This window comes from Paracidovorax wautersii, assembly GCF_031453675.1.
Taxonomy (GTDB): Bacteria; Pseudomonadota; Gammaproteobacteria; order Burkholderiales; family Burkholderiaceae_C; genus Paracidovorax.
Window position 1 is genome coordinate 259,901 of the sequence record NZ_JAVIZX010000001.1, and the last position, 13,309, is coordinate 273,209.

12 protein-coding genes, 1 tRNA gene and 1 pseudogene are annotated in these 13,309 nt (G+C 67.2%); 8 read left to right on the top strand and 6 right to left on the bottom strand.

Features of this window, described 5'->3' with window-relative positions; translation table 11 throughout:
• Positions 1-110 precede the first annotated feature (110 nt).
• From prfA to paeA, 5 genes are all read left to right on the top strand, one after another.
• Positions 111-1,190, top strand: coding sequence for a peptide chain release factor 1 (prfA, locus tag QE399_RS01190; protein ID WP_309825522.1), 1,080 nt, complete (start codon positions 111-113; stop codon positions 1,188-1,190).
• An 81-nt stretch (positions 1,191-1,271) separates the two neighbouring features.
• Positions 1,272-2,177, top strand: coding sequence for a peptide chain release factor N(5)-glutamine methyltransferase (prmC, locus tag QE399_RS01195; protein ID WP_309825524.1), 906 nt, complete (start codon positions 1,272-1,274; stop codon positions 2,175-2,177).
• Between the two features lie 64 nt (positions 2,178-2,241).
• Positions 2,242-2,565, top strand: a complete 324-nt coding sequence (gene grxD, locus QE399_RS01200) for a Grx4 family monothiol glutaredoxin (protein WP_309825525.1) — start codon at positions 2,242-2,244, stop codon at positions 2,563-2,565.
• A 213-nt stretch (positions 2,566-2,778) separates the two neighbouring features.
• Positions 2,779-3,789 (top strand): AAA family ATPase, encoded by a 1,011-nt coding sequence (locus QE399_RS01205; RefSeq protein WP_309825527.1) that lies wholly within the window; start codon positions 2,779-2,781, stop codon positions 3,787-3,789.
• 308 nt (positions 3,790-4,097) lie between these two features.
• Positions 4,098-5,432: a polyamine export protein PaeA gene (gene paeA, locus QE399_RS01210; RefSeq protein WP_309825528.1), complete on the top strand. Its 1,335-nt coding sequence runs from the start codon at positions 4,098-4,100 to the stop codon at positions 5,430-5,432.
• Between the two features lie 156 nt (positions 5,433-5,588).
• Here the strand turns inward: paeA and QE399_RS01215 are convergent, their stop codons facing one another.
• Both QE399_RS01215 and QE399_RS01220 read right to left on the bottom strand, forming a co-directional pair.
• Positions 5,589-6,269: a lytic transglycosylase domain-containing protein gene (locus QE399_RS01215; RefSeq protein ID WP_309825530.1), complete on the bottom strand. Its 681-nt coding sequence runs from the start codon at positions 6,267-6,269 to the stop codon at positions 5,589-5,591.
• Positions 6,266-8,012: pseudogene (locus QE399_RS01220) on the bottom strand (proline--tRNA ligase). The gene QE399_RS01215 and the pseudogene QE399_RS01220 overlap by 4 nt, the downstream one beginning before the upstream one ends.
• A 90-nt stretch (positions 8,013-8,102) precedes the next feature.
• On the opposite strand from QE399_RS01220, the gene QE399_RS01225 reads away from it, so the two are divergent.
• On the top strand, positions 8,103-8,795 hold the full coding sequence (locus tag QE399_RS01225; RefSeq protein ID WP_309825532.1) for an RNA pyrophosphohydrolase: 693 nt from the start codon (positions 8,103-8,105) through the stop codon (positions 8,793-8,795).
• Between the two features lie 168 nt (positions 8,796-8,963).
• Here QE399_RS01225 and proB read toward each other — a convergent pair whose 3' ends face one another.
• The 4 genes from proB to rplU form a co-directional block, all read right to left on the bottom strand.
• Positions 8,964-10,103: a glutamate 5-kinase gene (proB, locus tag QE399_RS01230; protein ID WP_309831887.1), complete on the bottom strand. Its 1,140-nt coding sequence runs from the start codon at positions 10,101-10,103 to the stop codon at positions 8,964-8,966.
• A gap of 92 nt (positions 10,104-10,195) precedes the next feature.
• Entirely contained in the window at positions 10,196-11,269 is a 1,074-nt protein-coding gene (gene cgtA, locus QE399_RS01235) for an Obg family GTPase CgtA (RefSeq protein WP_309825534.1), read from the bottom strand.
• Positions 11,270-11,424: 155 nt separating this feature from the next.
• Positions 11,425-11,682 (bottom strand): 50S ribosomal protein L27, encoded by a 258-nt coding sequence (gene rpmA / locus QE399_RS01240; protein WP_309825535.1) that lies wholly within the window; start codon positions 11,680-11,682, stop codon positions 11,425-11,427.
• A 14-nt stretch (positions 11,683-11,696) separates the two neighbouring features.
• The gene (gene rplU / locus QE399_RS01245; protein WP_011796717.1) at positions 11,697-12,008 is read right to left on the bottom strand and encodes a 50S ribosomal protein L21; all 312 of its coding nucleotides are present in this window, start codon (positions 12,006-12,008) and stop codon (positions 11,697-11,699) included.
• 255 nt (positions 12,009-12,263) lie between these two features.
• Between rplU and QE399_RS01250 the strand changes: the two genes are divergently transcribed.
• Together QE399_RS01250 and QE399_RS01255 are read left to right on the top strand one after the other, a co-directional pair.
• Complete coding sequence (locus tag QE399_RS01250; RefSeq protein WP_405044052.1) at positions 12,264-13,193, top strand: polyprenyl synthetase family protein; 930 nt, start codon at positions 12,264-12,266, stop codon at positions 13,191-13,193.
• A gap of 22 nt (positions 13,194-13,215) precedes the next feature.
• Positions 13,216-13,292 (top strand) — tRNA-Pro (locus tag QE399_RS01255).
• The last annotated feature ends 17 nt before the right edge of the window (positions 13,293-13,309 follow it).

Sequence of the window (13,309 nt, forward strand, 5' to 3'; positions counted from 1 at the left end):
CCTGCGCTGCGCGCGGGCCCTCCTCCGAGTTCGAGTCCTTTAGGCCTGTGGCGCTTATCCTTCAAGCGCCATCAGCTACCAAAACGGTAGCAAAACCTTTCACTGCCCCGATGAAACCCTTTCTGAGAAACCAGCTGGAACGCTACGCCCAGCGCCTCGAAGAGCTGGACTTCCTGCTCTCGCGCGAGGACATCATGTCCGACATGGCGCAGTACCGCACCATCTCCAAGGAGCACGCCGAGGTCACGCAGATCGCCGGCCGCTACGCCCGCTACCGCCAGCGTGAGGACGATCTGGCCGGTGCCCGCGAGATGCTGGCCGACCCGGACATGGCCGAGATGGCGCAGGAAGAAATCGCCGCTGCCGAGGCCGAGCTGCCCCGGCTCGAAGACGAGCTGCAGCGCCTGCTTTTACCGAAGGACCCGGACGACGCGCGCAACGCCTTCCTGGAAATCCGCGCCGGCGCGGGCGGCGACGAGTCCGCCCTGTTCGCCGCCGACCTGGCCCGCATGTACACGCGCTACGCTGCCAGCGTGGGCTGGAAGGTCGAGATCCTGAGCGCCAACGAGAACGAGATCGGCGGCTACAAGGAAGTGGTGCTGCGCGTGGAGGCCGACGGTGCCTACGGCGCGCTGCGCTTCGAATCGGGCGGCCACCGCGTGCAGCGCGTGCCCGCCACCGAGACGCAGGGCCGCATCCACACCAGCGCCTGCACCGTGGCCGTGATGCCCGAGCCCGACGAACACCAGGCCATCACGCTGAACCCGGCGGACCTGCGCATCGACACCTTCCGCGCCAGCGGCGCCGGCGGCCAGCACATCAACAAGACCGACTCGGCTGTGCGCGTGGTCCATTTGCCCACGGGCATCGTGGCCGAGTGCCAGGACGGCCGCAGCCAGCACAGCAACAAGGCCAAGGCGCTGCAAGTGCTGCAGGCGCGCATCCAGGAGAAGGAGCGCAGCGAGCGCGCCGCCAAGGAGGCCGCGCTGCGCAAGGGCCTGATCGGCAGCGGCGACCGAAGCGACCGCATCCGCACCTACAACTTCCCGCAGGGGCGGCTCACCGACCACCGCATCAACCTCACGCTGTACAAGCTGCTGGCCGTGATGGAAGGCGACCTGGGCGAGGTGCTGCAGGCCCTGGCCCACGCGCGCGAGGCCGAACTGCTGGAGGAGCTGGAGCAGGTTTGACGTGGCCGCCTCGGCACTCTCAGAGCCCAATCGGCCTTCAGCCCTCACCCGATGAGCGCAAGCAGCAATTTATTTCATAGCATGCCCGTGACCACGCCCTCGCCCGCCTACACCCTCGCCCAGGCGCTCGCCGGCGCCATCGGCCAGGGCCTGCCCCGTATCGATGCGCAGATGCTGCTGCTGCACGTGCTGGGCCGGCCCGGTGGCGACCGGGCCTGGCTGCTCACGCACGACACCGATGCCCTGGCCCCCGAGGCACACGCCCGCTTTACCGCCCTGTGCCAGCGCCGCGCGGCCGGCGAGCCCGTGGCCTACCTCACCGGCACCAAGGAGTTCTACGGCCTGCCCCTGGCCGTGGACGCCCGCGTGCTGGACCCGCGCCCCGACACCGAAACCCTGGTGGACTGGGCGCTTGAAGCCATCGCCCCCCTGCCCACGCCGCGTGTGCTGGACCTGGGCACCGGCAGCGGCGCCATCGCCCTGGCCGTGCAGCACCAGCGGCCCACGGCGCAGGTGACGGCCGTGGATGCCAGCGCCGACGCGCTGCAGGTGGCCCGGGCCAACGGCACGCGGCTGGGTCTGCCGGTGCGCTGGCGCCACGGCCACTGGCTGCAGGGCCTGGAGGACGGCCAAGTGTTCGACGCCATCGTCAGCAACCCGCCCTACATCGCCAGCGGCGACGCCCACCTGGCCGACCTCACCCACGAACCCCTGCAGGCCCTGGCCAGCGGGCCCGACGGGCTGGACGACCTGCGCACCATCGTGGCGCAGGCCCCTGCCCATCTGGCGCCCGGCGGCTGGCTGCTGCTGGAGCACGGCTGGGACCAGGCCGAAGCCGTGCAGGCCCTGCTGCAGGCGGCCGGCTTCACGCAGGTGCACAGCCGCGCCGATCTGGCGGGGCACGCCCGCTGCACCGGCGCGCGCTGGACCGTCCACGCCCCGGGCAACGGCCTTGCCGCTGCCCGGGACACCCCCACGGTGGAATAATCCCGTTCCATCCCCATTTGCCTTCTTGCCGCCCGCTGCGGGTGGACCCACCAGGAGAAAACCCATGAGCGACGTACAGCAACGCATCGACCAGCTGGTCAAGACCAACGACATCCTGCTGTTCATGAAGGGCAGCGCCAGCTTCCCCATGTGCGGCTTTTCCGGCCGTGCCATCCAAATCCTGAAGGCCTGCGGCGTGGACCCCAAGTCCGTCGCCACGGTGAACGTGCTGGACGACGCCGAGATCCGCCAGGGCATCAAGGAATACAGCAACTGGCCCACCATCCCGCAGCTGTACGTGAAGGGCGAGTTCATCGGCGGCTCGGACATCATGATGGAGATGTACGAATCGGGCGAACTCAAGCAGGTGCTGGGCACGCCCCAGTAAACCGGCGCCTGAACGCCGCATTGACGAGGCCGCCGCGAGGCGGCCTTTTCTTTTGCGCGCGCCACACCCGCTGCCCGGGGCGTCCAACGCGCATCCGCCGGAAGCCCTGCGAACGCGGCCTGCGCCGACCGGTTGACCGGGTTTTTTCGCCATTGAGGGCCGGCATGTTGTGTGCTTGAATGAATCCGTGTCTTCTTAACTGAGGGAGCGCGCATGACGACCACGCACAGCCTTGTTCCACAGACGCCGGCCCTGCGCCTGCCTGTGGCCCAGATCCGCAACGTGTTCCATCCCGCCGATGTGGAGCGCAAGCTCTCGCGCCTGCAGGACACGGGCAGCCAGCGCGAACACGAGGGCCTGCGCACCGTGTACGAACGCATGCTGGAGCGCGGCCCCGAGCGCTTCCAGGTCAAGCCCTCCGGCGTGCCCGACATGGCCGGCCTGTACGAGCAGCTGCCCAACTTCACCGAGGTGCTGGACGACGTGCGCCGCCACGTCGCGCTGGCCCAGGACAGCCGCGACGGCCTGGAGGTCACGCCCATGCTGCTGCTGGGCGCGCCGGGCATCGGCAAGACCCATTTCGCCCGCCACCTGGCCGAGCTGCTGGGCACCGGCATGAACCTGGTGCCCATGAGTTCCATGACGGCCGGCTGGCTGCTGTCGGGCTCGTCCTCGCAATGGAAGGGCGCGCGGCCGGGCAAGGTGTTCGAGGCGCTGGTCGAAGGCGAGTACGCCAACCCGGTCATCGTGGTGGACGAGATCGACAAGGCCGCCGGCGACGCGCAGTACGACCCGCTGGGCGCGCTCTACAGCCTGCTGGAGCACGACACGGCGCAGGCCTTCACCGACGAGTTCGCCGAGGTCGCCATCGACGCCAGCCAGGTGATCTGGATCACCACCGCCAACGACGAGCGCGGCATTCCGGCGCCCATCATGAACCGCATGAACGTGTTCCAGGTGCCCTCGCCCACGCCCGAGCAGGCGCGCGCCATCGCACGCAACCTGTACCGCGGCATCCGCGCCGACCACGACTGGGGCCGCCTGCTGGAGCCCGAGCCCGAGCCGGACGTGCTGGACGTGCTCGCCCAGATGCCGCCGCGCGAGATGCGGCGCGCACTGATGACCGGCTTCGGCAACGCGCGCCTGCACCAGCGCAGCGTGGTCGAGGTGGCCGACCTGCCCGCCGGCGCGACGCGCAAAGGACGCATCGGCTTCGTGCAGTAGCCGCGCAGGCGGCGCGCCGCCCGCGGCCGCCGTGCGCTAGGCCCCGACCCGACCGGGCCCGAGGACTGCGCGCAACGCTGAGGAACCTCTGCACGAATCGAGCGGCAAGTGGGCGCTGCGGATCGGGAGGGGATGCAAGGCGCAAAACGCAGCAATAGCGTGGCTATTGCGAGTATTTGCAACGCCGCAGACTGCCCGAGGCTGCAGATGCACACGGCGCGGTGATTCGTGCAGAGGTTCCCTAACGCCCCGCTACACTTCCAGGGCTTGCGCGCCTGCTTGCATGTCCCTCGGCGCCGGCCCCTTCCATGACCCTGTCGCAAAGTCTCTTCGTCATCGGCCTCCTGATCGTGGCCAGCGCGTTCTTCTCCCTGGCGGAGATCTCCCTGGCGGCTTCGCGCCGCCTGCGGCTGCGGCAGATGGCGGACGAGGGCGATCCCCGCGCCGACCGGGTGATGCGCATCCAGGAGCAGCCGGGAGACTACTTCACCGTGGTCCAGGTCGGGCAGAACGCCGTGGCCATCCTGGGCGGCATCGTGGGCGAAGGCGCCCTCTCCCCGCATTTCACCGAGCTGTTCGGGCTGTGGGTGTCGGAGTCCAAGGCGCAGACCTTCGGCTTCCTGGCGTCGTTCCTCATCATCACGTCGCTGTTCATCCTCTTCGCCGACCTGTTCCCCAAGCGCCTGGGCATGGCCGACCCCGAACGGCTGGCCATGCGCACGGCGCGGCCGATGAAGCTGCTGATGACGCTGCTGGCACCGCTGGTGTGGTTCTACAGCCGCGGCGCGGACGTGGTGTTCCGCGTGCTGGGCCTGCCCTCGCTGCGCGACGACCGCATCACCTCGGACGACATCCTGGCCATGATGGAAGCCGGCGCCCGCGCCGGCGTGCTGGCCGCACGCGAGCAGCAGGTCATCGCCAACGTGTTCGAGCTGGATACGCGGACCGTCTCCAGCGCCATGTCCCAGCGCGACCGCATCGCCTACTTTCTGCGCGACGATCCGGACACGGTGATCCGTGCACGCATCGCCGAGGAGCCGTTTTCCACCTATCCGGTGTGCGACGGCGACATCGACCACGTTGTGGGCTATGTGGACGCCAAGGACCTGTTCCAGCGCGTGCTGAACAACCAGCCCATCTCGCTGACGGAAGAAGGCCTGGTGCGCAAGGTGCTGATCGTGCCGGACCGGCTTTCGCTGGGCGAGGTGCTGGAGCAGTTCCGCCAGGTGCATGAAGACTTCGCGGTCATCGTGAACGAATACAGCCTGGTCGTCGGCGTGGTCACGCTCAATGACGTGATGAGCACCGTCATGGGCGATCTGGTGATGGGCGCGCCGGACGAGGAGCAGATCGTGCGGCGCGACGAGAACTCATGGCTGATCGACGGCGTGACGCCCATCACCGATGTGCTGCACGCGCTGAACCTGGACGAACTGCCCCACGCCGAGGAGTACGAGACGCTGGCCGGCTTCCTGATGGTGATGCTGCGCCGCGTGCCGCGGCGCACCGACAGCGTGAACTGGGGCGGCTACAAGTTCGAGGTGCTGGACGTCGACAGCTACCGCATCGACCAGGTGATGGTGTCGCGCCTGTCCGGGTCGGCGGACACGGCGGCGTCAGGCGCTGCGCAGGCTGCGGGCTGACCTGCGGCCACGTGCGCGCGCAGGCCTTGCGTGCGCGCTCAAGGGCTCCAGCTTCGCTATCAAATCAAGAGCTGGTTGCGCAGTACCCGCGGGCACTTCATAGTCAAATAGCGTCCAACCCCAGCCGCGATCAGCGCAACCAGCTATCGTTTTTGATCAGGCCAGCTTTTCCTGGAAGAACCAGTTGCGCTGCGCCGCGAACACCGCGTTGGGGTACGGCGCCTTGCCGCGGCTGCCGTTGTAGCGGCCCAGCGTCATGTACAGATCGCCCCGCTCGCGGTCCAGGTAGTGGCGCAGGATCACGCAGCCGAAGCGCAGGTTGGTCTGCATCTGGAACAGCTTGCTGGCGTCGCCGTCTCCGATCACGCGCGTCCAGAACGGCATGACTTGCATGTAGCCCCGCGCGCCGACGCTGGACACGGCGAACTTGCGGAACGCGCTCTCCACCTGGATCAGTCCGAGCACCAGTGACACGTCCAAACCCGAGCGCTTGGCCTCGTACCAGACGGTCTGCAGGAAATCGCGGCGCACCTGCCAGTCGGGCTTGCGCGCGCGCAGCCGGTCGCTCATGGCGGCCAGCCAGCGCAGGTAGGCCAGGCGGGCCTCGGTGGTGGCGAAGGTGGGCTCCAGCGGCGCCTGAAAGGCCACCGCCGAGCTGAGGGCCGTGCGCACGGAATCGACCAGCGGCTCCTCCAGCTGCCCACCCGCATGCGCGGCCTGCGGCAGCCCCAGCCAGGCGGCCGGCCCGCCCGCGACCGACGCCATGCACAGCGCGCGGCGGCTCAACCCCGCCGCGGCGGGCGCGGGGGCCACGCTGCGCGGGGCTCCGGGTTTCATACGGCCAGCCGGCCCTTCACGTGGGCCAGGATGTCGGCCACGGCGATCTTGGTGGCGGCAGCATCGCGGCGATGCTGGTACTCGACCACGCCGTCCTTCAGGCTCTTGTCGCCGATGGTCACGCGGTGCGGCACACCGATCAGCTCCCAGTCGGCGAACATGGCGCCGGGGCGCTCGCCGCGGTCGTCCAGGATCACGTCCACGCCTGCGGCCAGCAGGTCGGCATAGAGCTGCTCGGCCGTGGCCTTCACCGCCTCGCTGCGGTCCATGCCCACGGGGCAGACCACCAGCGTGAACGGGGCGATGGCGTCGGGCCAGATGATGCCGCGCTCGTCGTGGTTCTGCTCGATGGCAGCGGCCGGCAGGCGCGTGATGCCGATGCCGTAGCAGCCCATCTCGAAAAAGGCCGGCTTGCCATCCTCGCCCAGGAAGGTGGCGTTCATGGCCTTGCTGTACTTGGTGCCCAGGTAGAACACGTGGCCCACCTCGATGCCGCGCTCGATGGCCAGCGCACCCTGGCCGTCCGGCGACAGGTCGCCCGCCACCACGTTGCGCAGATCGGCCACCAGCTCGGGCTCGGGCAGGTCGCGGCCCCAGTTCACGCCGGTCAGGTGGAAGTCCGCGGCATTGGCGCCGCAGATCCAGTCGGCCATCACGGCCACCTCACGGTCGGCCACGAGCTTCACCGGCTGCTGCAGGCCGATGGGGCCCAGGTAGCCCGGCTTGCAGCCGAAGTGCGATTCGATCTCGGAGAGCGTGGCAAAGCGGAAGCCCTTGTCCAGGCCCGGCACCTTGGAGACCTTGATCTCGTTCATGTCATGGTCGCCCGCGCAGCAGCAGCAGCCAGACCTGGCTCTTGACGATCTCGCCAGCGGCATTGGTCTCGTCGGTGGCCAGCACCAGGGACTTGACGGTGTGCTGGAGCGGCACGCCCAGCAGCTCGGCCACATCGGCGCAGGTGCTCTTGCCGGGCGTGGGCGTCTTGGCCACGGGCTGCGTGGCACCGGGGCGCGGGCCGGCGGGGGGCAGCGACTCCGCCTTCTCCATGTTGGCGGCGTAATCGCTCTGCGGGCAGTAGACGATCGCGTCCTCGCCGGTGGCGGCGATGACCTGGAACTCTTCGCTCAGGTCGCCGCCGATGGCACCGCTGTCGGCCGCCACCGCGCGGTACGTCAGCCCGAAGCGGTCGAAGATGCGACGGTAGGCCGCGGCCATCACCTGGTAGCTCGCCTTGGCCGCAGTCTGGTCGCGGTCGAAGCTGTAGGCGTCCTTCATGATGAATTCGCGCCCACGCATCAGGCCGAAGCGCGGACGGCGCTCGTCGCGGAACTTGGTCTGGATCTGGTACAGGTTCTTGGGCAGCTGCTTGTAGCTGCGCAGCTCCTGTCGCGCGATGTCAGTGACCACTTCTTCGCTGGTCGGCTGGATGATGAAGTCGCGGCCGTGGCGGTCCTGGATGCGCAGCAGCTCCGGGCCCATCTTGTCGAAGCGGCCGGTTTCCTGCCACAGCTCTGCCGGCTGCACCACCGGCATTGCGCACTCCACGGCGCCCGCGCGGTTCATCTCCTCGCGCACGATGGCCTCGACCTTGCGGATCACCCGCAGGCCCATCGGCATGTAGTTGTAGACACCAGCGCCCAGCTTCTTGATGAGCCCCGCCCGCGTCATGAGTTTGTGGCTGACGACCTCGGCATCCGCCGGGGCTTCCTTCAGGGTGGAGACAAAGAATTGGGAGGCTTTCATCGGGCGACTTCAGGCAACTGAGGCAGGTCCGCTTGCCGCGTGCAAGGCACCGTGCATAATGGTCACAGTTTAAAAAATTGGGGTTAGATTATGCTTGACCGGGACGGCTTTCGGCCGAACGTCGGCATCATCCTGCTCAACCAGAGAAACCAGGTGTTCTGGGGCAAGCGCATCCGCACCCACAGCTGGCAGTTCCCGCAGGGTGGCATTGACCGGGGCGAAAGCCCCGAGCAGGCCATGTTCCGCGAGCTACACGAAGAGGTGGGATTGCAGCCGAACCACGTCCGCGTGGTTGCCCGCACCCGGGACTGGTTGCGCTATGAGGTGCCAGACCGGTACATCCGCCGCGACGCCCGCGGCCACTACAAGGGCCAGAAGCAGATCTGGTACCTGCTGCAGCTGCTGGGCCACGACTGGGACCTGAACCTGCGCGCCACCAACCACCCCGAGTTCGATGCCTGGCGCTGGAACGACTACTGGGTGCCGCTGGACGTGGTGGTCGAATTCAAGCGCGGCGTGTACGAAATGGCGCTGACCGAACTGGCGCGCTTTCTGCCTCGGCACGAACAACGCAATCGCTACCTGCGCAGCGGCATGCGCACGCGTGAATCCGAGCCCCACGCCGGTCCCATGCACCGCGCCGGCTCGCTGCTGGTCAGCCCCGGTATGGAGCTGCCACCCGGCGCCTCCTTCGACCCCGATCCGCAAGGCCAGGCAACGGCAACACCCGATCTGTCGGCGCCCCCGGCAGACACGCCGCGGCACGAGCCGGGCACCGCCTGACAGCGGCGAACCCAGGCAGACGCACCGCTCCGGCAGTGCCCGCCACCGATCGGCACAGCACCAACACCAAGGGCCTCGAAAGAGGCCCTTTGCTTTTGTGCCAGACAGGTCATGCCGGTGGCCGTCCACCGCCGTGATCCAGCGACCTTGGCCGCCCGCAGAATGGCGTCAGCCGTGGCTCACCACCATGTTGTCGCGGTGCACCATCTCCGCCTCGGCGGTGTAGCCGAGCAGGCGCTCGAATTCGCTCGATGCCTTGCGGCACAGGAGGCGGGCCTCGGCGCTCGCGTAGTTGGCCAGGCCACGGGCGATTTCAGTGCCGCCCGCATCGCGCACGGCGATCACGTCACCGCGGGAGAAATCGCCCTCGACCGCCACCATGCCGATCGGCAGCAGGCTCTTGCCCTCGTCGCGCACCTTGGCAGCCGCGCCCGCATCCACCGTGACCGAACCACGGAGCTGCAGGTGATCGGCCATCCACTGCTTGCGCGCCTGCGTCTTGGCCGTCTGCGCCACCAGGAGCGTACCGATGGCCTCGCCCTGCGCCAGCCGGATCAGCACGTCGGGCTCACGCCCCCAGGCGATGACGGTGGAGGCACCGGAGCCGGCCGCTCGCTTGGCCGCGATGATCTTGGTGATCATGCCCCCCTTGCCGATGCTGGAGCCCGCGCCGCCAGCCATGGCTTCCAGCGCAGCGTCGCCCGCATGGGCCTCGTGCACGAACTGCGCAGCCGGATCGCGCCGCGGATCGGCGGTGTACAGCCCCTTCTGGTCCGTCAGGATGATGAGGGCGTCGGCCTCCACGAGGTTGGCGACCAGCGCCCCCAGCGTGTCGTTGTCACCGAACTTGATCTCGTCGGTCACGACCGTGTCGTTTTCGTTGATCACCGGCACCACGCCCAGGCGCAGCAGCGTGAGCAAGGTGGAGCGGGCGTTCAGGTAGCGCTCGCGGTCGGCCAGGTCGGCATGGGTGAGCAGCACCTGCGCGCTGCCCATGCCCTGCTCGCGCAGCTTCGTCTCGTACATCTGCGCCAGCCCCATCTGACCGACGGCCGCCGCAGCCTGCAGCTCGTGGATCTCGCTGGGCCGCGCCGCCCAGCCCAGGCGCTTCATGCCTTCGGCGATGGCACCGCTGGACACCATCACCACCTCGCGGCGCACGCCGCCGTCGCCGCGTACCAGGGCCGCAAGTTGGCGGCTCCATTCGCCGATGGCCTGCTCATCCAGCCCCCGCCCCTCGTTGGTGACGAGGCTGGAGCCGACCTTGACCACGATGCGACGTGCGTCGCGCAATACGCTGGATACCATCTTCAAAGCCATTTGTGCCGCCAGCGCAGGTGTATCAAGCGCAGCAAGCTATCAAAAAAGGAGCAATCACCGATTCTTGCAGCCCCACGGGATCAGAGCGGATCGGCCCCGGCGGCGAAGCGCGGATCCACCTCCGCCGGCGCCATGGCGGCCTGCTGTTCGGCCTTCACGTGGCGGTAGATGGCCTGCACCAGCGGCTCGCAGCCCTCGCGCGTCAATGCGGAGATCTCGAAGACCGGCCCCTTCCACTTGAATCGCTTGACGAAATCCTGCACGCGCTGCGCCCGCTCTTCCTGGGGAACCATGTCCAGCTTGTTGAGCACCAGCCAGCGCGGCTTGTCGTACAGCTGGGCGTCGTACTTCTTGAGCTCACCGACGATGGCCTTGGCCTGCGCGACCGGGTCCACACTGTCGTCGAACGGGGCCATGTCGATGACGTGCAGCAGCAGACGCGTGCGCTGCAGGTGGCGCAGGAACTGGTGACCCAGACCCGCCCCTTCCGACGCACCCTCGATCAGGCCGGGAATGTCCGCGACCACGAAGCTCTGCTCCGGCCCCACACGCACCACGCCCAGGTTGGGATGCAGCGTGGTGAACGGGTAATCGGCGATCTTGGGCCGTGCATTGGAGACCGCAGCGATGAAGGTGGACTTGCCCGCGTTCGGCATGCCCAGCAGGCCGACGTCGGCCAGCACTTTCAGTTCGAGCTTGAGGTTCTTGCGCTCACCCGGCCAGCCCGGCGTCTTCTGGCGCGGCGCGCGGTTGATGGCGCTTTTGAAGCGCATGTTGCCAAAGCCGCCATCGCCGCCCTTGGCGATGGTGATGACCTCGCCCGGCACCAGCAATTCGTAGAGCACTTCGCCGGTTTCTGCGTCCGTGATGATGGTTCCCACGGGCATCTTCAGCGTGATGTCGTCGCCTGCGGCACCGAACATGTCGGAGCCCATGCCGTGCTCGCCCCGCTTGGCCTCATGACGGCGCGAATAGCGGTAGTCCACCAGCGTGTTGAGGTTGGGATCCGCCACGGCGAAGACATGCCCGCCCCGGCCGCCGTCGCCCCCATTGGGTCCGCCGAATTCCTTGTACTTCTCGTGGCGGAACGACACGCAGCCATTGCCCCCGTCTCCGGCGGCAATGTCGATAAAGGCTTCGTCGACGAACTTCATGGGTATCCAGTTTACAAAACGGCGGGTTCAGCCGGTGGCGCTGAAAACGCAAAGGCCCCGGCCAAGCGGGGCACCACGGGACGCCAGCGGCAGCGCCCCTGAAACAACGAAGCCCCGACGGAGCGGGGCTTCGAAGTGGGTCGAAGTGACGCGCCTCAGGCAGCCGTCACGTTGACCGTGTGCTTGGACATCGCACCCTTGGTACCGAACGACACGTGGCCGTCCACCAGGGCGAACAGCGTGTGGTCCTTGCCCAAACCGACGTTCGCGCCGGGGTGGAAGCGGGTACCGCGCTGGCGCACGATGATGGAACCGGCGCTCACCAGTTCACCACCGAAAGCCTTCACGCCGAGCATCTTGGGCTTGGAATCGCGCCCGTTTCGCGTAGAGCCGCCGCCTTTTTTCTGTGCCATGGTATAGCTCCCTGTTAAGCAGCAATCGCACCGATTTGCAGCTCGGTGAACTGCTGGCGATGGCCTTGGCGCTTTTGGTAGTGCTTACGACGACGCATCTTGAAAATGCGCACCTTGTCGTGCTTGCCGTGTGCCACCACAGTGGCAGTCACAGTTGCGCCGGACACCAGGGGCGTGCCAACCTTGAGTTCAGCGCCGTTGCCGACAGCCAGAACCTGGTCAATCACGATCTCCTGGCCTACGTCCGCAGCAATCTGTTCTACTTTGATTTTTTCGCCGGAAGCAACGCGATATTGCTTGCCACCGGTTTTTATGACCGCGTACATGTAAACCTCTTAGATATGAGTCCCGCAGACGGATTTCCGCGGAACCCGAGATTGTACAACAAGCCACCTCAGCCCACAATCCACCCCAGCGGCCTTGCGGCCGACGGTCACATGCAGGCACGGTAGGCCGCCGCACTGTCCGCGTCCGGGCGGCACGGTTCCTATAATTCGCCCCTTCCATATCCGTAAAGCAGCAACGCCTTGGCCGCCCCCACCCACCGTTCCGCATCCGCCCTCGCCCTGATCGCAGACGACATGCTAGAGGTCGACAAGGTCATCGCCCTGCGCCTGGACTCCTCCGTACCCCTGGTGGGCGAGGTCGCCAAGTACATCATCTCCGCCGGCGGCAAGCGCTTGCGCCCCGCACTGCTGCTCCTGATGTGCGGAGCCCTTGGCTATCAGGGAACCCAGCACTACAACCTGGCTGCCGTGGTCGAATTCATCCACACCGCCACGCTGCTGCACGACGACGTGGTGGACGAATCCACGCTGCGCCGCGGACGCCCGACTGCCAACGAAAGCTTCGGCAATCCTGCCAGCGTGCTCGTGGGCGATTTCCTGCATTCGCGCGCCTTCCAGATGATGGTGGACGCGGACGACATGCGCGTCATGCAGATCCTCTCCGAAGCGACCAACGTGATCGCGGAAGGCGAGGTGCAGCAACTCATGAACACGCACGACGCCAGCCTGGACGAGGCCGGCTATCTCCACGTGATCCGCTCGAAGACGGCCAAGCTGTTCGAGGCCAGCGCACGGCTGGCAGCCGTTCTCATGCAAAGCCCACCCGAAATCGAGAAAGCCTGCGCTGACTACGGCCAGGCGCTGGGCACGGCCTTCCAGGTCATCGACGACATTCTGGACTACGACGGCGAAGCACTCGAGATGGGCAAGAACCTCGGTGACGACCTGCGTGAGGGCAAGGTCACGCTGCCCCTGATCGTCGCCATGCAACGGGGCACGCCGGAACAGAGCACCACGATCCGCACCGCCATCGAAACGGGGTCGACGGATCAGTTGCACGCCGTCATCGAGATCGTGCAGCAGACCGGAGCGCTTGATGCCTCTCGCGAAGCAGCCGCCGCACAGGCCCAGCTCGCGATCGACGCGACGTCCCAATTGCCGCGCAATTCGCACACCGAAGCCCTGCTACAATTGGCGGCTCAGCTGTTGAGTCGACGGGTCTGAAACATTTCAGGATCGTCCAAGTCGGGGTGTAGCTTAGCCTGGTAGAGCGCTACGTTCGGGACGTAGAGGCCGGAGGTTCGAATCCTCTCACCCCGACCATTCACATGTGAGCCAAC

Bases quoted from the DNA above. Each gene is read 5' to 3' on its own strand.
- proB (WP_309831887.1), bottom strand. From the start codon at position 10,103: ATGGTATCCAGCGTATTGCGCGACGCACGTCGCATCGTGGTCAAGGTC.
- QE399_RS01250 (WP_405044052.1), top strand. From the start codon at position 12,264: ATGCTAGAGGTCGACAAGGTCATCGCCCTGCGCCTGGACTCCTCCGTA.
- prfA (WP_309825522.1), top strand. From the start codon at position 111: ATGAAACCCTTTCTGAGAAACCAGCTGGAACGCTACGCCCAGCGCCTC.
- QE399_RS01215 (WP_309825530.1), bottom strand. From the start codon at position 6,269: ATGAAACCCGGAGCCCCGCGCAGCGTGGCCCCCGCGCCCGCCGCGGCG.
- grxD (WP_309825525.1), top strand. From the start codon at position 2,242: ATGAGCGACGTACAGCAACGCATCGACCAGCTGGTCAAGACCAACGAC.
- rpmA (WP_309825535.1), bottom strand. From the start codon at position 11,682: ATGGCACAGAAAAAAGGCGGCGGCTCTACGCGAAACGGGCGCGATTCC.
- QE399_RS01205 (WP_309825527.1), top strand. From the start codon at position 2,779: ATGACGACCACGCACAGCCTTGTTCCACAGACGCCGGCCCTGCGCCTG.
- QE399_RS01225 (WP_309825532.1), top strand. From the start codon at position 8,103: ATGCTTGACCGGGACGGCTTTCGGCCGAACGTCGGCATCATCCTGCTC.
- rplU (WP_011796717.1), bottom strand. From the start codon at position 12,008: ATGTACGCGGTCATAAAAACCGGTGGCAAGCAATATCGCGTTGCTTCC.
- cgtA (WP_309825534.1), bottom strand. From the start codon at position 11,269: ATGAAGTTCGTCGACGAAGCCTTTATCGACATTGCCGCCGGAGACGGG.
- prmC (WP_309825524.1), top strand. From the start codon at position 1,272: ATGCCCGTGACCACGCCCTCGCCCGCCTACACCCTCGCCCAGGCGCTC.
- paeA (WP_309825528.1), top strand. From the start codon at position 4,098: ATGACCCTGTCGCAAAGTCTCTTCGTCATCGGCCTCCTGATCGTGGCC.